We start from the raw sequence: 19,264 nt of genomic DNA, 5'->3' as shown, positions 1-19,264 counted from the left end.
CAGAGTATTACAACTTAAATAGCTGGGGTAATTCATATTCTAAATAATCTGCCAGTGCGAGCCAGTCCTGCCTTTCTTGAGCTTGCAGCATCGGCGAGAGTATCTGGCCGAATGATGACTGTCGAATTATTTCAGGGTAGTGTTTTTCCATCTCGTCTATGCATTGGCGTAGTGCCACCGAGGCTTCAGCTTCGTGGCCTAAGCGGAAAAGATGGGCCGTGTTAATAAAAGATTCGACCATCTTCATGCGTTCGGCTCCTTATATTCGGTGCCCTGTATATCGGCGCCAGAGAGGCTCGCGCGATAGAAGCTGACTTGCGGATGACGAGTGATGTAGAGCTCCAAATACCTCAGGTAGGCTCTTAGATTTAGGTCTGTTGTTATTCGATTGCCATGACCATCTAGCACCCAGTGTTGAGCGGTTTTCCTTATGTTATCGACAGCCGACACCCAAGCCTTAGCATCGTCATTCTCTAGCCTGAATGAGTGAGTGCTCCAAAAAGCATGGCTCTTGTCGTTGCAATAGCCAAAGTCGCAGCCAAATAAGGTGACCTGCTTAGCCTTCAAATTAACCGCTAAATCTATGGCAGGGTGAATGACGCTACCACTGATATAGAGTCTCAACTTGGGGTATTGCTGAGCCAAGGCGTCGTAGACATTGCTCTGTCCATAGGCAATGTACCTAGGCCCTTGCCAGTTTTCCAATACTCTTGGGTTTGCCTTGGGAAAATACATCAGCTTAATGCCGTCGGTATCCTCGAGCGGAAGATGATAGCTATCGATGAGGCTGTCCACGGTGACGACGATATCGGGTCTGATGCCGTTGTGGATTAGCCCCCTGAGCGCCGTATCGGCTGCAATCATCACAGGCTTATTGGGTTGTTTACTGAGTGCTTTGAGGTAGCCATAGTGCTCTTCAAGGGAAGGGCCGCTACCTATGACAATGGCCTCATCGGTTCTCATCGTCTCAATCAGCGAGGCGGCATCGGGATCTTTGATGATAAGCGCCTCATTACACTTAAACCTTTCCTGGGTTAAAGGGTCATCAAGCCTATGTCGCTTATTGGCAAAATCTTGGTTTAGCTCTATGACCAATAGATCCCTTAGTCTAGCGTGGGCCTCGTCGCAAAGTGAGAGTTCGGGGGTAATCGCGATATAGGGGTAATCCAGTCTGGCGTCGGGGTTAAGGGATAGGCTCACACTTGGGTGATTTAACCATTCACTCTGATCCGTATAGGCTAGCACTAAGGCGAATACAGCTAAGTTTAAGATGCATACTTTGATCTGGCTATATTGAGGATTATCGATCAGCAGGCTGGGTACATCACCCATACCTATGCCATACAGGGTAACCGTTTGGGTCTCTTGGAGTAGGGTATCGATCAAGAGTCTTGCTTCGGCTAGTCTGTCATGGCGACTACTGAGCTGAATACCGTTAACACTAATGGTTTGATTCTGGCCGGTTACGAGTGCTGCGTCGAGATGGTCGAATGATACTTGTTGAAGTGCAGAGGCAATGATAGGCCAACGTTGGCTGATGATGTTGAGATTGGCATTAAAAAGCTCAGTCATTGACACTGTCCCTCGAAGTCATGCTTCATTTATTAGGCTAGTTCACTAACTGGTCTCCCCACAGGGACTCGAACCCCGATCGATCGCTTAGGAGGCGACTGCTCTATCCTGTTGAGCTATAGGGAGACGCAAGTGATTATACTGTTTTTCATCGCGATGAAAAGGCTTTAGATTTAGTTGCTTAATTAGTGCACTAATTAAGTTAGATTTTCATCGCGATGTCGTTAATTTGTATGTTGATTGCACCATTGGCGCCTTGCAGCAGGGCGGTGGCGCTTTCCTGGGTCACCTGATCTATGGTGATTTGGGCTCGAGATTCGCTGGCGACCGCCCGCATGTTATCCAGGCGATCCGGCAGATTCTGCTGTAGCACCAGTTGGAATTTATCCCCAACTTTCACGCCATGATTGCGCCCCAGGTTGATGATAACCCGGTTGTCGACGCGGGAGACTACCTGCCCAAGTAACGGGCGGCAGTCGAGCACTTTGTCGATATCTTCGCTGGCCTGGGTCAGCAGCATTTCGATGTTCTTACCATAGCTGGATGCCCAAAAACGGTTGCTTTGGGCCGGTATCGTCGCTTGGCGTTCAAATTCCCATGGGGCAGGGGCGTCGTAGTACTCACTCCAGATCTGCTCGCCGCTGATGCCATGATACAGAGATAGACGTAGCTGAAACTGGCGCTGAGGATAGCTACCCCAGAGGCCAAACAGACTGGCTTCGACCGGCTCGGTGGAGATGTCGATGATCTCCGGCAGCAGAATGTATTGGCTGTCGGTGATCTCGCTAAGCCAGCTGGGGAGGCGATAACCGCGGATGTCGATCAATGACTGCTCGATATCGAGTCGTTCGTTGGCATGAACATGGGCGAAACTCGCCTTACCCTCGCGGGCGATGATGCTGCCGAGCTTCTCCGACAGGGCTTTCTCGAAGTTGCCAAGGTTGCCATATCTGAGTTGGCTACGATCGGCAATTTGCGCCTGGGGCACCAGGATGGCCGCCTTGAGTTGACTCATCCCACAGGTCTGTACCTTAGCGTTTTGCAGTACATCGACTCTTAGGTTGACGCTGAGGGTATCGCCCTGGATACGCTCGCTGATAAGCTCGACGCGGCCGGCCTCGGCCTGCTGCGACATCGAGAACTGGGTCTGGGTTAGCTGACCGTTCTGAGTCTGCTGCATGCTGGTAAACTGGCCACCCGATTGCAAAGTGACATAGCTCAGCGCCTGCGCTATGGCATCTTCTCGCGCCTGGGTGATATTGCCGTTGATGATCTTGGCTTCGCCCTGGGCCTCAAGCCACTGAGCCATCACCTGAGTGTTAAAGGCGGCGAGTAACAGCAATAGTAATTGAATTCGTTTCATTGTATCTGTCTCAACTGAGCCGGTTTATCTAGCGCGTAGCTGGTGCCAAAATGCTGACAGTTTTTGCGCCCATTCTCATGTTCCCATTGATTAGTTAGACTCAAAGCAATATCTATGCCTGAGTTGGTTAAAGTCAGTCAAAGTTAGTCAAAGTTAGCCAAAGTTAGCCAAAGTTGGCCACCGTCAGGTCATTTGCTGAAAAGTAGGATGACGAACGCCAATCAGTCCTTCAGGATTCGCCAAGTGTGAGCCCAATACTTGAGGTTAACCCTAATAGGTGTAAATCGAACAATGCTAAGCTTATGGCATATATATTGCTGCATAATTGCCAATAGGTTTGGTTGGCCGAAATTATGGCGCAGCCAAGTGGGTATATTGGCCTGGGTCAATATCGAAAACCATGGGACATCATGATGCGAAATGCTTTGATAATATCTTCCCTGTTGCTATTGGGGGCCTGCGCGGCAAATGAGCCCGCCACGCCAACCTTGCAGACCGGCAATAGTTTGCCAGCGAGTTCATCTGTGATGCATCTGACTCAGCAGTTGGCAAATGAATTGGTGCGCCAGAACGATCAGTTGACGCCTAAGCAGCCCCTGCTGGTGGCGACGCCTGTGTTGCTGGATAACCTCAAGTCGACTAACGCCTTGGGGTTACAGATACAACAGGGGCTGATCGCGGCCATGCATGATCATCAGTTTAATCTGGTGGATCTGAACGTGGGCGAGAACGTTAGGGTGACAGATCAAGGTGAGCTGCTGCTGACCCGCGACTGGCGCCAACTACCAGCGGATCTGCCGGTAGAGCACGTATTGGTGTCAACCATGAGCCTTAAGCCTGATGGTGTGGTGGTAAACAGCCGTATCGTTAATGTAACTAACAACCGTGTGGTTTCGGTCGCAGCGGCGAGTGTGAGTCAGGCCGAGCTGGCGGACTACCTTAGCCTGTCTGAGAAGGTGGTCGCCCAGGATGGCAAGCTTATTCGTTACAGCAGCCAGGGTCAGGGAGATGTCCAGATTAAAGGGGTTAAGCAATGAGATATCTAATTAGTGTGTTGCTGCTCGTCCTGAGTGGATGTGCGTCTCAAGACAGATACATTCAATGGGAAACCCAGGCGCCGGAAAGTTTTCCTAAGTTAACCGCAATCGGCTATGCGCCGCTGGCGACTCAACCTGCGAAAGAGGCATCTCAGCGTGTGTTGATGGCGATGCAGGCATCGAAGATCGCCGCCTACCGTGAGCTAGCCGAGCAGGTTTACGGCCAGCAGTTATCGGCGTCGAGCAGCGTGAAGGATTGGATGCTTTCCGATGATAATATTCAGGCCTCGGTGAGCGGGGTGATCCGCGGCGCGAAAGTGGTGAAGAGCTACCCGGTCGGGGATCATTATGTGACTGAACTGGAGCTCGACTTCCAGCAGGTGTGGGCCTTATACCTGCAGCAGAATCGGCCGCAGACTGTGAAGGAAGTGACCTATTTCTAGGTGCCCGCAAATAAAAAAGCCTCTATTAAGAGGCTTTTTTAATGTCTTCAGCTTGAGCCTGTAACTCTATATTAGTCGTTAGACTTTCAGATTATTGCCGAGCGTGGAGATAGTCGAGGTCTTGCCCTTGCCGTCATAGGTCAGGCTACTGGCATTACGACTGGCCAGCAGTGCCTGGGAGAAACGATTGACGCTGGCCATGCTGTGTTCGATAAGCGCGGCGTTTTGCTCGTTAAGCTGTTTACACTCGGCCAATGCCTGCTTGGCATCGTCGACCAGGGCCATAAGCTGAGGCTCCTGAGTGAGTCTGCCCAGGTCAGGATGCGCAGCTAATTCGGTATCACCTAGTTTGATCTCATTTAACAACTGGGCCTTTTCATTGGCCAGACGCAATAGTTGATCTGCGTCTTGCGCGATCAGGGCATCCTTCTCTGCCGTGATGGTCTGCTTCAAGCTGTCCAGTAATTTGTGTTGATTGGCGATGATATCGGTTATCTGCGTCATAACGTATTAGTTAAAGATCCTGAAGTTCCTTTTCAAACTGCGCTATGTTGCTGGCGAGTTTGTCGGCATCTATCTTATAGCGTCCCTCGGCGATGGCCGCCTTAATCTGTTCGACCTTCTTGATATCGATTTCAGGAATGTCGTTTAGTTTGGCCTGGGCACTTTGCAGCTGCTGCGCCTGAGAGGTGATAGAGACAGAATCGCTTTTCACCGTCTGCGCTGGTGCGCTGGTGGCCGCAGTGCTACCTTTGTGCTGCGAGGCTTTCGAGCTGGCGCTGCCAACCCGGCTGTTAGTGTTTGTATTTACGTGCTTAATATCTATAGGCATTGTGGGGTCCAACTTACATAAATGAGATCAACATACTTGTCTATCGGCACTCATGGTCAAAGCTTTAGAATAAAGTTTCAAAAAACAGTATAAATTTTTGCGCGTCAAAGGTCATCAGGATCACATCCTGACTTCCACCTCGCCAATGCCCGTTACATGTGCATCAACTGTCTTGTTGGAGCGACTATTGCGCACCTGTATCTTATCGCCAAGGTTACCATCTTTTAACGCTTCACCGTTGGTTTTTATCACGAAATTATCGGCCCGTGCATAGATGGCCACTATATCGCCCTTGCAGACGAAGCAGAGGTTGCTGGCAAACAGTGGCTGATTGGCGGGAATTCTGCGCTTTACCCGGGTGCCGGTCACTGCTACCGGGTCATCAAATTGCTGACCTCTGAGCTGGCTCTGCTCCACATAGTCGAGGCGTATCTGATCCGATTCGATGAGATCGCCGGGCCCCAAGGTTTGGTTCGCCACCACCACAGGAAAGAGCACCTCGACGCGAACCGAAATGTAGATCTGCCAGGGGTAGTCGAGATCTGGACTGGCACAGCTGATCTTGACCGTGTTGTTTTTACTGATGGCGCGATCGCTGGCGATTTCCGCCTTGGGCTCGCCTAAACAGGCTGGAGGATTTAGCCGGGTGTCCAGACTTTGGGGGGTAATAATGACCTTGGCATCTTGGGGGAATACCATTTTTTCCTGCACTGCCTCTGTAGCTAATCGCGCTATGGTCGATACAGAGGGAACGCTAGCGGTCTCTGCCGCCGTTAAGGGCAGAGAGATGAGTAGCAAAAACAGAAAATATGCAAAATTTACTTTCATAATGAATTGACTAGCTTGATTAGCCAGATTACACCTATACTTCGTTTTAAGAGCCAAGGCTTTGCCATTTTTTGTGAGAAATGAGTGTCATAAATTTGACAAAGTAAAGGTCTGGTTGTCATATAACTAGATAAAGCAATTAGTATGCCTATACTCATAATTACCATGGGAACGGCTTCGCATTCACCCGACAACAGGGCAAAGGCATTATGTCGAGTATTCTTGAATCAGTTAACAAACGCACCCAACTTGTAGGACAAAACCGTTTAGAGCTATTGCTGTTTAAGTTAAACGGGCGGCAAAGGTTTGGCATTAACGTATTTAAGGTGAAAGAGGTGCTGCAGTGCCCGCCACTGACTGGCCTGCCTAAGCTCAATCCCTATGTGAGGGGCGTGGCCCATATTCGCGGCCAGACCATTTCGGTGATCGATCTCAGTGCGGCCACTGGCGGCAGACCGATAGAAGATGCCGAAGGCTGCTTCATCATCATCTCCGAGTACAACCGCAGTGTGCAGGGCTTCCTGGTTAAGTCGGTCGAGCGTATTATCAACATGAACTGGGAGGCGATCATGCCGCCGCCGCAAGGCGCGGGGCGCTACTCCTACTTGACCGCCGTGACCGAGATTGAGGGGGAGCTGGTGGAGATCCTCGATGTTGAGAAGATCCTCGATGAGATCTCGCCGGTGAAGACTCAGATCAGCCAAGAAGTCGACGAGCAGCTAACCATAGACAGAGATCGTCACTATCACATCATGGTGATCGACGATTCGGCCGTGGCGCGTAAGCAGATCATCCGTGCCCTGGAATCTTTGAGCCTGCAGATAGATACCGCCAAAGATGGCCGTGAGGCCTTAGATAAGCTGGTAAGCGTCGCCGCCGAGATGGATAACGTGGCCCATGAGATCCCGCTGATCATTTCCGATATCGAGATGCCGGAGATGGATGGTTATACCCTGACGGCAGAGATCCGCGACAACCCTAAATTGAAAGACATTAAGGTGGTGCTGCATACCTCGCTCAGTGGCGTATTTAACCAAGCCATGGTGGAGAAGGTGGGCGCTAATGACTTTATCGCGAAATTTAATCCTGATGAATTAGCGGCGGCGGTGAATAAGCATCTTAGTTTGTAATTTGTACTAAGTTGGGCCTGAGCCTAAATTTGGTAAGTTTAGGCTTGTATCAGTGAGTTAGCTAATGTATAACGCTGACCTCTGTAACGCTTGCTATAGTGTATGTTGTAGCCTGTTTTCTTTTTTGATATTGGGATATCAAGGTGCCGAATAAATCACTTGCCGAAGCCGAGTACAACCAATTTAAATTATTTCTGGAACAACACAGCGGTATTGTGTTGGGCGACAATAAGCAATATTTGGTTCGTAGTCGACTCGCGCCTCTGATGGGGAAATATAACCTTCCCTCATTATCTGAAGTGGTTAAACATTCGATGAAGCCCACCGAGCGGCAACTTCGTGCCGAGGTGATCGACGCCATGACCACCAATGAAACCTTGTGGTTTCGCGATCGCTATCCCTTCGAGTTGTTAGGCAATAACCTGTTACCCGAATATGCCCGCCTAGGACGGCCGCTGAAGATCTGGTCGGCCGCTTGCTCGTCGGGGCAGGAACCCTATTCGCTAGCCATGACCATCTTGGAATATCAGCAGCGCAAGCCTGGCGCCTTGCCCGGCAGTGCGACGATTCTGGCTACTGATCTCTCCCCCTCCATGTTAGAGCGCTGTAAGGCGGCCGAATATGACAACCTCGCCTTGGGGCGAGGTCTGTCCGAGGAGCGCAAACGCCAGTTTTTTGAACCCACGGGGAGTGGCTCCATGGTGGTGAAGGCAAACGTCAAGCGTTTGGTGAATTTTAGGGCGCACAACCTGCTCGAGAGTTACACCTTGCTGGGTAAGTTTGACATCATATTTTGCCGCAACGTGCTGATCTATTTTGCCCCAGAGGCAAAGGCCAAGATATTGCGGCAATTTGCTGCCGCCCTCAATCCCAAGGGGATACTGTTTCTGGGGGCCTCGGAGTCGATTGCCGGTCTGACCGACGAGTTTGATATGGTGAGGTGTAACCCAGGGATCTATTACCAGAAGCGGACCTAAGGTCACAGACTAAGCTCTTGAAGGGGCTAACCCTCTGAGTTCGCAATCAAGTTTTAAATGCCAGCAATCGCTGGCATTTTTTATGCCTGCCATTTCTATATCTGCTTTGCCTTAGCAAGTTACCCATAACGGATTTTATTGGCACAAGTATTGCTTTGTTTATGGCATTCGTGTGTGGAGGCAATTTTATGGCGATTAGTTTCGATAAGGCATTGGGGATACATCAGTATACCTTGGGGATACGTTCGGCGCGTGCCGAGGTGATCTCGTCAAATATCGCCAATGCCGATACGCCCCATTACAAGGCGAAAGACCTGGATTTTGATAAGGCGCTGCAGGCGGCGCGCACGGCCCAAAGCGGGCTGGCGATGAGCCGTAGCAACGAAAAACACTTCGATTTAGCGGCGCTTTCCCAGCAGCACATTAGCTATCGGGTGCCAAATCAGCCCGATACTGGTGATGGCAATACGGTGGATATTCAGCAGGAGCAGTCAGAGTTTATGCAGAATGCGCTCGAGTATCAGATGTCGTTAGGTTTTCTTGACGGTAAGTTTTCCGGCCTGAAAAAAGCCCTTAAAGGAACGTAATTATGAGCCTTTTTAATATCTTCAATGTGGCAGGCTCTGGCATGTCGGCCCAGTCGGTCAGACTAAATACCACTGCCAGTAACATCGCTAATGCCGATTCAGTCTCCAGCAGTGTGGATAAGACCTATCGCGCCCGTCACCCAGTTTTCGAGGCCGAGCTGGCCAAGGCTAGTCATCAGCAGAATACCAGCCAGGCGGTAAAGGTGGCCGGTATCGTCGAGAGCGATAAGCCGTTACAGAAAGAGTATTCACCCGATCATCCGTTAGCGGATGCCGATGGGTTTATTTATAAGCCAAATGTCAATGTGATGGAGGAGATGGCCAACATGATCTCGGCTTCTCGTTCCTACCAGATGAACGTACAGGTTGCCGATGCGGCAAAATCTATGCTTCAGCAAACCTTACGCATTGGCAATTCCTAGGGGGTAAGTCGTGAGCCTAGTTAATCCGTTAAATACTCAGGTTGCGCAAACCAGTTCGACCCAGAGCGCCAAGACAGTGACGCCTCAGGCATCGAGCAGTCAGGAAACCACCCAGACTACGGGAAATCCGTTTCTCGACAGCATGCGTCTGCAAGAGGAGTCCTCGATCCCTGAGGCCAAGAGCCAGGAGCTGACTCAGGAGGATTTCTTCTCCCTGCTCAGTCAGCAGCTGTCGATGCAGGATCCTTTTAAGCCGGTGGACAACGATCAGATGATCGCCCAGATGGCGTCTTTCTCCACCGTGGATGGCATCACTAAGCTTAACGAGGAGATAGTCAACCTCAACACCGTAATGACCTCGAGCCAGGCGCTGCAGGCATCTGGTCTGGTGGGGCAGAAGGTGTTGATCCCATCGGATACCGGGCATATCTCGGCGGAAGATCCCGTGCTCAAAGGGGTGATCAGTACCCCTGAGCCTATCGAGTCGATAACCGTGCGTATCGAAGATGAGAAGGGCCAGCTGGTGAAGACCTTCACCGTCGATGGTAGCGATGGCGGCAACATAGATGTCTCCTGGGATGGACTGGATAAGGATGGGGAACCCGTTGCCAGTGGTAACTATTCAATCAAGGCATCGGGCAAGGTAGATGGTAAGAGTGAAGATTTAGCCGTATCGACCTACGCTCACGTGACGAGTGTTTCGCTGGGGACGGCAAGTACCGGCGCAATTCTCAACCTAAGAGGCATAGGCGGTATCAAACTCGGTGATGTTCTGGCCGTGTCTGAAACTTAGACAAAGCAGAGCGTTAGGGCTGTAAGGTCCAGAACAGATAACAAATTTTTAGTGAGGTGATTTATGTCATTTAACATTGCATTGAGTGGTATCGCAGCGGCGCAAAAAGATCTCAATACCACGGCGAATAACATCGCCAACGTCAATACCACAGGTTTTAAGGAGTCGCGCGCCGAGTTCGCTGACGTGTATGCCAGCTCTATCTTCGCCAACAGCAAGACCACTGTCGGTGGCGGTGTCACCACGGCTCAGGTTGCGCAGCAGTTCCAGCAGGGCAGCCTGCAATTTACCAGCAACGCGCTGGATATGGCGATCAATGGCGGTGGTTTCTTCGTGACCTCATCAGAAGTGGGCTCGCAGGATCTCTCCTACACCCGTGCCGGCGCCTTTAAGGTTGATGCCGACAGCTACCTGGTGAACTCGGCCGGTAACTACCTGCAGACCTTCCCAGTGGACAAGGATGGCAACTCGACCTCTGTGAGTCTGACTACTACTCAGCCGGTGAAGATCCCTGATACTGCCGGTAGCCCACAGAAGACAGACAATATCGGTATTCAGATGAACCTTAACGCGGGTGAGGCCACGCTGGATCCAGCTAACTTCAATCCGAACGACCCTGATACCTATAATAACTCGACGTCGGTCACCATGTACGACTCACTGGGTGAGCCCCACATTCTGACCACCTATTTCGTGCGTCCACCCCAGGCGGCCTACACAGGCACCAGTAACTGGGTGGCCTTCTATGCGGTAGACGGCAAGCAGGTGGACCTGGCGGGCGCCGCGGGCACCTATGGCCGAGATACCACGGGTGATGGCGTGGCCGACTCTAGTGGCAGTGCGGTTAATGCCAGCGGCTGGAAAGGCTCTGTGCTCTCGTTTAACGATACCGGTGCCTACACAGGTAGCGATCCTGCCGTTATAACCACTGAGCAGTTGGGCGTGAGCGGCGCAAATGTCTTGGGGCCTGGTACAGACGGCACCCAGACACTTACGCTGAACTTTAACAGCCCGACGCAATACGCCTCGCCATTCGAGGTGACAGAGTTGAGCCAGGACGGTACTACGGTTGGTCGTCTGACCAACGTGGAAGTGGGCGCCGATGGTTTAATCAACGCCAGCTACAGTAACGGCTCAACCGTGCCGCTGGCGCGCGTTGCCCTAGCGCGCTTCTCCAACGAGCAGGGGTTGACTCAGGTGGGTAACACCTCCTGGAAGGAGAGCCTTGACTCGGGTCCGGCACTGGCGGGTGAGGCCAACAGCGGCACCTTCGGTAGCATTCGCTCATCGGCGCTGGAACAGTCAAATGTCGACCTGACCACTGAGCTGGTGGACCTTATTTCGGCCCAGCGTAACTTCCAGGCGAACTCGCGCACCTTGGAAGTGAACAATACCCTGCAGCAGACGGTACTGCAGATCCGTTAAGCAGCCGCTTAGTGGAATTCGTGAAATGTGTTGCCCTGACGGCAACACATTTCCGCTTCTCTTGCCGCTTCTCCTTTCCTTTCTTAGCTTCATTTCTATCTGCTTGATTTCGCCTGCTTAACCAAATCCATTGTTTGGCATGATGTTTGCTTTGTTCTGTTATTAGACAGTTTTAGTTGAAACATTGACGGAGCAGCAAGTGGATAAATTACTCTATGTCGCCATGAGTGGCGCCAAGCAGAATATGCATTCGCTGGCAGTGCGTGCCAACAACCTTGCCAATGCCAATACCGACGGCTTTAAGTCGGATCTGGAACAGGCCAGATCTATGCAGGCCTTTGGCGAAGGGTTGCCGACACGGGTGTTTTCGATGACAGAGACCCCGTCGGCCAACTTTGCCGCCGGTCCCATAAAGACCACGGGACGGGATCTCGATATCGCGGTGAAAGGTGACGGCTGGATAGCCGTGCAGGCCGTCGATGGCGGTGAGGCCTACACCCGCTCTGGCAGCCTGAGTTTTGATACTTCAGGCCTGCTGCGTAACGACAGAGGCAACCCTGTTATGGGCGATGCCGGTCCCATCGTGTTACCCCTTCCTATCGAAAAGGTCGAAATAGCCCAAGATGGCACCATCTCGGTCAGACCGCTCGGCTCAACCGCTGAGGTGATCGAGGAGGTCGGCCGTATCAAATTGGTTAACCCTGGTAATCAAAACCTGATGCGCGGCGAGGATGGTCTGTTCCGTCAATTGTCTGGCGTTAATGCCCCGGCCGATCCCAATGTTGCCGTGGAGAGTGGCGCCATCGAAGGCAGCAATGTCAACGCCGTCGACGAGATGGTCTCTTTAATCGATCTGCAGCGTCAGTTTGAGATGCAGGTCAAGATGATGAAAACCGCCGAAGAGATGGATCAAGCCTCTTCGTCATTAATGCGCATTAGTTAGGAGATAGATTATGCATCCGGCGTTATGGATTAGTAAGACTGGCTTAGATGCCCAGCAAACAGATATCTCGGTGATCTCCAACAATGTGGCGAACGCGAGCACCGTTGGATACAAGAAGAGCCGGGCCGTTTTCGAAGACCTGCTCTATCAAACCGTCAACCAGGCTGGGGGGATCAGCGCCTCTAATACTAAGCTACCCAACGGCCTGAACATAGGTGCGGGTACTAAGGTGGTGGCGACCCAGAAGATGTTCACCCAGGGCAATATGCTGACTACTGATAACTCACTGGATCTGATGATCGAAGGCCCGGGTTTCTTCGAGGTGCAGCTGCCAGACGGCACAACCGCCTATACCCGAAATGGTCAATTTACCTTGGACGATACCGGGCAGATAGTGACGCCAGGCTCTGGCTATGTGCTGCAACCGGCGATCACCATCCCGGATGATGCCACCAGTATTACCGTGTCTGCCGAAGGGGAGGTCTCGGTGAAGACCCCTGGCGCGGCGGAAAACCAGGTGGTGGGTCAGCTGAGCATGTCAGATTTTATCAATCCGAGCGGCCTGGATCCTATGGGGCAGAATCTCTATCTGGAAACCGGCGCCAGTGGCACGCCTATTCAGGGCACCGCCTCTCTGGATGGCATGGGTGCCATTCGTCAGGGCGCACTTGAAACCTCCAATGTTAACGTGACCGAGGAGCTGGTGAACCTGATCGAGAGTCAGCGGATCTACGAGATGAACTCTAAGGTGATCTCGGCCGTCGATCAGATGCTCTCTTACGTCAATCAGAATTTGTAGAGGTTTGATATGGCTAAGTTTGTTATGGCTAAGTCATCTGTCTTAGTGATTGCGCTGGCGTTGGTGGGCTGTGCCTCAACCAACCAGAAGCCGATCGCCGATGACCCTTACTATGCACCAGTTTATCCCGAGGCGCCGCCGACTAAGATTGCCGCCACGGGCTCCATGTATCAGGATAGCCAGGCTTCTAGTCTCTATTCGGACATCAAGGCGCTTAAGGTCGGCGATATCATTACCGTGATCCTGCAAGAGTCGACTAAGGCGAAGAAGAGCGCCAACAACGAGTTGAAGAAGGGCTCAGATTTGACGCTGGATCCTATCTATGCCGGTGGTGGCAATGTGACCATTAGCGGATCGCCCATCGACCTGCGCTACAAAGACAGCATGAACACTAAGCGTGAGTCGGATGCCGATCAGAGCAACAGCCTGTCGGGTAGCATCTCGGCCAATGTGATGCAGGTGCTGAACAACGGTAACCTGGTGATCCGCGGTGAGAAGTGGATCACCATCAATAACGGCGATGAGTTTGTCAGGCTGACCGGCATAGTGCGCTCGCAAGATATCCGTCCCGACAACACCATAGACTCTCAGCGTGTGGCCAATGCTCGTATTCAGTACAGCGGTACAGGTACCTTTGCCGACGCGCAGAAGGTGGGTTGGTTAAGCCAGTTCTTTATGAGCGACTGGTGGCCCTTCTAAGGAGCGATGCCATGAAGATGAGAATAATATTGGCCTGTGCCCTGATGGTGTTTTCAAGCGTCAGCTCGGCCCAGCGCATCAAAGATATCGCCAACGTGCAAGGGGTGCGTAGCAACCAGCTGATCGGCTATGGTCTGGTGGTCGGCTTGCCGGGCACCGGCGAGAAGACACGTTATACCGAGCAGACTTTTAAGACAATGCTGAAAAACTTCGGCATTAATCTGCCCGATAACTTCCGTCCTAAGATCAAGAACGTCGCCGTAGTGGCGGTGAGTGCCGACATGCCTGCCTTTATCAAGCCGGGTCAGACGCTTGATGTCACCGTTTCTAGTCTGGGTGAGGCCAAGAGCCTGCGCGGCGGCACTTTGCTGCAGACCTTCCTCAAGGGGGTCGACGGTAATGTGTATGCCATTGCCCAGGGCAGCATGGTGGTTAGCGGCTTTAGCGCCGAAGGACTCGATGGCTCTAAGGTGATTCAAAATACGCCTACCGTAGGGCGAATCCCCAATGGCGCCATCGTCGAGCGCACCGTGGCGACGCCATTTTCTACCGGCGATCACCTGACCTTTAACCTGCGCCGCGCCGATTTTTCGACGGCTAAACGTCTCGCCGATGCCATCAACGATCTTCTTGGCCCAGGCATGGCCCGTCCACTGGATGCCGCCTCGGTGCAGGTGAGTGCGCCGCGGGATGTGTCCCAGCGCGTCTCTTTTCTGGCGACGCTGGAAAACATCGAGGTGGAGCCTGCCTCCGAGTCGGCCAAGGTGATCGTCAATTCTCGTACGGGCACCATAGTGGTAGGTAAAGATGTGCGCCTGCTGCCGGCGGCGGTGACCCATGGCGGCCTGACGGTGACTATCGCCGAGGCGACCCAGGTGTCTCAGCCTAATCCGTTGGCGGGGGGCGATACCGTGGTCACCAGCGACAGCACCATAGATGTGTCCGAAGCGGATAATCGCATGTTCCTGTTTAACCCTGGTACTACCCTCGATGAGTTGGTGCGGGCGGTGAATCTGGTCGGCGCCGCGCCTTCGGATGTGTTAGCCATACTGGAAGCGTTAAAGGTGGCAGGTGCTTTGCATGGTGAGCTTATCATCATCTAAATTTTGTCGCAGACGAGTTAGTCGTCGCCAAGGCATCGGGACTCAACATGGATAAGCTGTCAAACGCATCGCATTTCTTGGACATAGGGGGCCTGGACTCCCTACGTGCCAAGGCGCAAAAAGATGACAAGGCGGCACTCAAAGAGGTGGCGCAGCAGTTTGAGGGCATCTTCGTGCAGATGTTGATGAAAAGCATGCGCGATGCCAATGCGGTGTTTGAGTCAGACAGCCCCATAAACAGCCAGTACACCAAGTTTTATGAGCAGATGCATGACCAGCAGATGTCGGTCAACCTGTCGGACAAGGGGATGCTGGGCCTTGCAGATCTCATGGTGCAGCAGCTCTCGCCGCAGACCAGCCAGATGACGCCGGCTTCTGTGCTGCGGGGCGGCATGGTGAGTCCGGTTGCTAATAGTGTGCAACAAGTAGATAGACAATCTCTGGCTCAATCAGAGGTTCAAAGCAAGGGATCAAGCGGTGATAAGCCCTTGCCGCGGGTATTCGATGAGCTAGTGAGCGGCAAGGTCTTGCCGTCTCAGGCGCCAATAGCTTTGGCTAATAAGGGCTTCGAGAGTCGCGAGGCGTTCGTCAAGGCGGTCTATCCCCATGCAGAGCAGGCGGCTAAGGCCTTGGGTACCAGCCCAGAGGTATTGATTGCTCAGTCGGCACTCGAGACAGGTTGGGGGCAGAAGATGGTGCGCCGCGCAGACGGTCAGCCCAGCAATAACCTATTTAACATCAAGGCCGATCGCCGCTGGGATGGTGAGCGCGCAGGCGTGAGTACCCTGGAATTTGAACATGGGGTTGCGGTGAAGCAACGAGCCGATTTCAGGGTGTATCAGGATATCAAACAAAGTTTTGACGATTTCGTCTCTTTCATCTCCGAAGGCGAGCGTTATCAAGAGGCGATGGACAAGGCCGCTAATCCCGCCGCCTTCATCCGAGGCCTGCAAGATGCCGGTTATGCCACAGACCCTGATTATGCCGATAAGGTGATCAAGGTGATGCAGGCGGTAACTCAGACAGTGGCTCAGACGGTAAACAAACAGCTTGGCGCAGCCATTGGCAAGTGACAAGTGGAGAGTGATAAGCGATGAGTGTTCAGTTAGCAACAGGTGCAACAAGAGGTAAAGCATAATGTCGATGGATCTGCTGAATATCGCCCGTACCGGCGTGCTGGCCTCTCAGTCACAACTGGCGGTGACCAGTAACAACATTACCAATGCCAATACTCAGGGCTACCACCGTCAGGTGGCGGAGCAATCTAGCCTGGAGTCACAGCGTCTGGGCAACAGCTTCTATGGCGCCGGCACCTATATTACCGACGTCAAACGTATCTATAACGAATATGCCGCCCGCGAGCTGCGTATCGGTCAGACGGCGCTGAGCCAGGCGCAGACCACCCAGACTAAGATGAGCGAGCTGGATCAGCTGTTTTCTCAGATAGGTAAGGCAGTGCCGCAGAGCCTTAACGATCTCTTTGCCGGGCTCAACAGCTTGGCTGATCTGCCCGATGATATGGGCATTCGCGGCAGTCTACTGGGCAATGCTGACCAGATCGCCAAGGTGCTCAATCAGATGCAGTCGCAGCTCGATGGTCAGATGAAGCAGACCAACGACCAGATCTCGGCTATGACAGATAGGATCAATGAGATCAGTACCGAACTTGGCCATATCAATCAGGAACTGATGAAGTCTCAGGGCGCGGACATGCAGCTGCTCGATAAGCAGGATGCCCTGATCCAGGAGCTCAGCGAATACGCTCAGGTTAACGTGATCCCACTCGAATCTGGCGCCAAGAGCATCATGCTCGGTGGCGCCGTGATGTTGGTATCCGGCGAAGTCTCTATGCAGATGGGCGCGACCACGGGTGACCCTTATCCTGGGGAGTTGCGTATCACCACCACGGCCGGCAATCAGACCTTAGTGGTCGACCCCAGCAAGATGGGCGGCAGCCTGGGTGCTCTGTTTCAATTTCGCGACGAGACACTGATCCCGGCGCAGCTAGAGATGGGCCAGTTGGCTCTGGGTATTGCCGACAGTTTTAATCAGGCGCAGTCCCAAGGCTTCGATCTCAACGGTGTAGTCGGCAGCGATCTCTTCCTGGATATTAACGATCCGGCCATGTCTGTGGGCCGCGCCGGCGCTTATGGCAACAACACGGGCAATGCGGCACTAAGAGTCAACATAGATGATGTCAATGCCCTGTCCGGTGGCAGCTATGAGTTGACCTTTACTGCACCTGCTACTTATGAGCTAAGAGATCAAGAAACCGGCACCGTGACGCCACTTACCTTAAATGGCAGTCAACTGACCGGTAGCGACGGCTTTAGCATCAATATTGATTCTGGCGCCATGGCCTCGGGGGATAGGTTCGAGATCCGTCCTACATCAGGCGCCGCGGCCGGTATCAAGGTGGTGATGACAGATCCTAAGGGTATCGCCGCCGCTGCGCCAAAAATCACCGCAGATGCAGCAAACTCCGGCAATACCCAGGTGAAACTAGTGAGTATCGACAATCGCAGTGCGGCCAACTTCCCTTTAACCGGTAGCGAGTTGACCTTCGAGATAGATACTGCTGCCAATACCTTTGAGGTATTCGATGCGGCGGGCAACTCGCTTGGTGCGCCGACAGCCTTTACGCCGCCGTCCATCAGTGCCTATGGCTTCACCTTCGAGGTGGATACCAGCGCGCCAGCCACTGACAGGTTTACCTTCGATCTCAGCTTCGCCGAAGGGGATAACACCAATGCAGTAGCCATGGCTAAGCTCTCGGAAACCAAACTGATGAACAATGGCAGCTCGACCCTGGCCGATGTTTACGAAGGCACCAAGTTGCAGGTGGGTGGCAAAGCCAAAGCCGCCGAGGTGGCCTTCGGGTCGGCAGAAGCCGTCTATTCTCAGGCTTATACCCGGGTGCAGAGTGAGTCAGGGGTAAACCTGGATGAAGAGGCCGCCAATTTGATGCGCTTCCAACAGTCTTATCAGGCCTCGGCGCGGATCATGACCACGGCCACTGAAATTTTCGACACCCTCTTTAGTTCGGTGAGATAGGAGCCTTTATTATGCGGATCTCAACGGCGCAGATGTTTAATCAAAACATTAATAGCGTGCTTAACAAGCAATCGGCGACCAGCAAGATCATCGATCAGATCGCCAGTGGTAAGCGGGTCAATACTGCGGGTGACGATCCTGTGGCGGCTATCGGAATCGATAACCTTAATCAGCAAAATGCCCTGGTCGATCAGTTTATGAAGAATATCGACTACGCCACCAATCGCTTGGCCTTGACCGAGAGCAAGCTAGGCACTGCCGAAACCCTGACTGGCTCGGTTAGAGAGCAGATCCTGCGTGCAGTGAATGGCAGCCTGTCTGATTCTGAGCGGCAAATGATTGCCGATGAGCTGAAAGGCACATTGGAAGAGTTGGTTTCTGTGGCCAACACCAAAGATGAATCGGGTAACTATATGTTTGCCGGCTATGAGACTGGCAATCAGCCATTTGCTTTCGATGCGGCGGGAAATGTGGTCTATAGCGGTGACAGTGGTGTGCGCCAGGCCATCGTGGCTTCAGGTGTCACCCTGGGCACCAATGTGCCTGGCGATCAGGCCTTTATGAATGCGCGATCAGGTCTTGGCGACTTTAGTGCCAATTATTTGTCGACTCAGACGGGGGATTTTCGTGTTCTGAGCGCCGCGATTAGCGATCCCGCCACATATGTTGATGATACCTATAGCTTTACCATGAATGGCGCCAATCTTGAGATCCGCGATTCGTCAGCGACTCTGGTAACGACTGTGCCTAATTTCGATGCCGCCAATTCCATTAACTTCAACGGTATTGCGGTGAAGCTCGAAGGCCAGATGGCACCAGGGGATAGTTTTAGCATCACGCCGCAATCTCAGGTGAGCGTTTTCGATACCATCAATCAGGCGATCACCTTGCTCGAAGATCCTAATAAGGTGAATACTACCCAAGGTAAAGCTGAGTTGGCACAGATGTTGAATAATATCGATAGTGGTGTCAATCAGTTGAGCATTGCCCGGGGAGAAGCCGGTAATAGCTTGAAGCAGATTGAGCGTTACAGTTCGACCCATGTGGAAGAAAAGCTGGTGAATAGTTCGGCGCTCTCACTGCTGGAAGATTTAGATTATGCCTCGGCGATAACTGAGCTCGAGAAACAACAGTTGGCCTTAAATGCCGTATCGAGTGTGTTTAGCAAAGTCGGGTCGACGACACTTTTTGATTATATCTAAACGGGCTCAGGCCTTTGACAAACTTAACTTGTAATTTATTAGCCAAGCTCAACGT

At 52.5% G+C, this 19,264-nt stretch carries 21 protein-coding genes and 1 tRNA gene; 15 read left to right on the top strand and 7 right to left on the bottom strand.

Going from position 1 to position 19,264, the window contains the following annotated elements; translation table 11 throughout:
* Window positions 1-7: 7 nt before the first annotated feature.
* From K0H81_RS13385 to K0H81_RS13370, 4 genes are all read right to left on the bottom strand, one after another.
* On the bottom strand, window positions 8-247 hold the full coding sequence (locus tag K0H81_RS13385; RefSeq protein WP_220058637.1) for a hypothetical protein: 240 nt from the start codon (window positions 245-247) through the stop codon (window positions 8-10).
* A complete protein-coding gene (locus tag K0H81_RS13380; RefSeq protein ID WP_220058636.1) occupies window positions 244-1,572 on the bottom strand; it encodes a motility associated factor glycosyltransferase family protein in 1,329 nt (442 codons plus the stop codon). Before K0H81_RS13380 ends, K0H81_RS13385 begins: the two co-directional genes overlap by 4 nt.
* Before the next feature lie 50 nt (window positions 1,573-1,622).
* Window positions 1,623-1,698 (bottom strand) — tRNA-Arg (locus K0H81_RS13375).
* A gap of 76 nt (window positions 1,699-1,774) precedes the next feature.
* Entirely contained in the window at window positions 1,775-2,935 is a 1,161-nt protein-coding gene (locus K0H81_RS13370) for a flagellar assembly protein FlgT (RefSeq protein WP_220058635.1), read from the bottom strand.
* 425 nt (window positions 2,936-3,360) lie between these two features.
* Between K0H81_RS13370 and K0H81_RS13365 the strand changes: the two genes are divergently transcribed.
* Window positions 3,361-3,972: a FlgO family outer membrane protein gene (locus tag K0H81_RS13365; RefSeq protein ID WP_350354812.1), complete on the top strand. Its 612-nt coding sequence runs from the start codon at window positions 3,361-3,363 to the stop codon at window positions 3,970-3,972.
* Window positions 3,969-4,415 carry an LPP20 family lipoprotein gene (locus K0H81_RS13360; protein ID WP_220058633.1) on the top strand — a complete coding sequence of 149 codons (447 nt, stop codon included), beginning with the start codon at window positions 3,969-3,971 and terminating at the stop codon, window positions 4,413-4,415. The genes K0H81_RS13365 and K0H81_RS13360 overlap by 4 nt, the downstream gene beginning before the upstream one ends.
* A 78-nt stretch (window positions 4,416-4,493) precedes the next feature.
* Here the strand turns inward: K0H81_RS13360 and K0H81_RS13355 are convergent, their stop codons facing one another.
* The 3 genes from K0H81_RS13355 to flgA all read right to left on the bottom strand — a co-directional run bounded on the left by K0H81_RS13355 (window position 4,494) and on the right by flgA (window position 6,075).
* Window positions 4,494-4,919: a flagella synthesis protein FlgN gene (locus K0H81_RS13355; RefSeq protein WP_220058632.1), complete on the bottom strand. Its 426-nt coding sequence runs from the start codon at window positions 4,917-4,919 to the stop codon at window positions 4,494-4,496.
* A gap of 10 nt (window positions 4,920-4,929) precedes the next feature.
* Complete coding sequence (flgM, locus tag K0H81_RS13350; protein WP_220058631.1) at window positions 4,930-5,247, bottom strand: flagellar biosynthesis anti-sigma factor FlgM; 318 nt, start codon at window positions 5,245-5,247, stop codon at window positions 4,930-4,932.
* A gap of 120 nt (window positions 5,248-5,367) precedes the next feature.
* A complete protein-coding gene (gene flgA, locus K0H81_RS13345) occupies window positions 5,368-6,075 on the bottom strand; it encodes a flagellar basal body P-ring formation chaperone FlgA (RefSeq protein WP_220058630.1) in 708 nt (235 codons plus the stop codon).
* Between the two features lie 209 nt (window positions 6,076-6,284).
* Between flgA and K0H81_RS13340 the strand changes: the two genes are divergently transcribed.
* The 13 genes from K0H81_RS13340 to flgL all read left to right on the top strand — a co-directional run bounded on the left by K0H81_RS13340 (window position 6,285) and on the right by flgL (window position 19,209).
* Window positions 6,285-7,205 (top strand): chemotaxis protein CheV, encoded by a 921-nt coding sequence (locus K0H81_RS13340; RefSeq protein WP_220058629.1) that lies wholly within the window; start codon window positions 6,285-6,287, stop codon window positions 7,203-7,205.
* Between the two features lie 137 nt (window positions 7,206-7,342).
* Window positions 7,343-8,182 carry a CheR family methyltransferase gene (locus K0H81_RS13335; RefSeq protein WP_083764348.1) on the top strand — a complete coding sequence of 280 codons (840 nt, stop codon included), beginning with the start codon at window positions 7,343-7,345 and terminating at the stop codon, window positions 8,180-8,182.
* A gap of 188 nt (window positions 8,183-8,370) precedes the next feature.
* Window positions 8,371-8,769 (top strand): flagellar basal body rod protein FlgB, encoded by a 399-nt coding sequence (gene flgB, locus K0H81_RS13330; protein ID WP_011865146.1) that lies wholly within the window; start codon window positions 8,371-8,373, stop codon window positions 8,767-8,769.
* Between the two features lie 2 nt (window positions 8,770-8,771).
* Window positions 8,772-9,191, top strand: a complete 420-nt coding sequence (gene flgC / locus K0H81_RS13325) for a flagellar basal body rod protein FlgC (protein ID WP_011865147.1) — start codon at window positions 8,772-8,774, stop codon at window positions 9,189-9,191.
* Window positions 9,192-9,201: 10 nt separating this feature from the next.
* Window positions 9,202-9,984 (top strand): flagellar hook assembly protein FlgD, encoded by a 783-nt coding sequence (flgD, locus tag K0H81_RS13320; protein ID WP_220058628.1) that lies wholly within the window; start codon window positions 9,202-9,204, stop codon window positions 9,982-9,984.
* Between the two features lie 63 nt (window positions 9,985-10,047).
* The gene (flgE, locus tag K0H81_RS13315) at window positions 10,048-11,409 is read left to right on the top strand and encodes a flagellar hook protein FlgE (protein WP_220058627.1); all 1,362 of its coding nucleotides are present in this window, start codon (window positions 10,048-10,050) and stop codon (window positions 11,407-11,409) included.
* 199 nt (window positions 11,410-11,608) lie between these two features.
* Entirely contained in the window at window positions 11,609-12,352 is a 744-nt protein-coding gene (gene flgF, locus K0H81_RS13310) for a flagellar basal-body rod protein FlgF (RefSeq protein ID WP_220058626.1), read from the top strand.
* A 10-nt stretch (window positions 12,353-12,362) separates the two neighbouring features.
* Entirely contained in the window at window positions 12,363-13,151 is a 789-nt protein-coding gene (gene flgG / locus K0H81_RS13305) for a flagellar basal-body rod protein FlgG (RefSeq protein WP_011865151.1), read from the top strand.
* Window positions 13,152-13,175: 24 nt separating this feature from the next.
* Window positions 13,176-13,850, top strand: a complete 675-nt coding sequence (gene flgH / locus K0H81_RS13300) for a flagellar basal body L-ring protein FlgH (protein WP_220045235.1) — start codon at window positions 13,176-13,178, stop codon at window positions 13,848-13,850.
* 11 nt (window positions 13,851-13,861) lie between these two features.
* Window positions 13,862-14,953 carry a flagellar basal body P-ring protein FlgI gene (locus tag K0H81_RS13295; RefSeq protein ID WP_220058625.1) on the top strand — a complete coding sequence of 364 codons (1,092 nt, stop codon included), beginning with the start codon at window positions 13,862-13,864 and terminating at the stop codon, window positions 14,951-14,953.
* Between the two features lie 47 nt (window positions 14,954-15,000).
* On the top strand, window positions 15,001-16,026 hold the full coding sequence (gene flgJ, locus K0H81_RS13290; RefSeq protein ID WP_220058624.1) for a flagellar assembly peptidoglycan hydrolase FlgJ: 1,026 nt from the start codon (window positions 15,001-15,003) through the stop codon (window positions 16,024-16,026).
* Between the two features lie 64 nt (window positions 16,027-16,090).
* Window positions 16,091-18,007 carry a flagellar hook-associated protein FlgK gene (gene flgK, locus K0H81_RS13285; protein WP_220058623.1) on the top strand — a complete coding sequence of 639 codons (1,917 nt, stop codon included), beginning with the start codon at window positions 16,091-16,093 and terminating at the stop codon, window positions 18,005-18,007.
* Between the two features lie 11 nt (window positions 18,008-18,018).
* A complete protein-coding gene (gene flgL, locus K0H81_RS13280; protein WP_220058622.1) occupies window positions 18,019-19,209 on the top strand; it encodes a flagellar hook-associated protein FlgL in 1,191 nt (396 codons plus the stop codon).
* The last annotated feature ends 55 nt before the right edge of the window (window positions 19,210-19,264 follow it).

Source organism: Shewanella halotolerans, assembly GCF_019457535.1.
GTDB classification, from domain to species: domain Bacteria; phylum Pseudomonadota; class Gammaproteobacteria; order Enterobacterales; family Shewanellaceae; genus Shewanella; species Shewanella halotolerans.
Note: the sequence above shows the minus strand (reverse complement) of the source record. Positions and strands in the feature narration are given on the sequence as shown.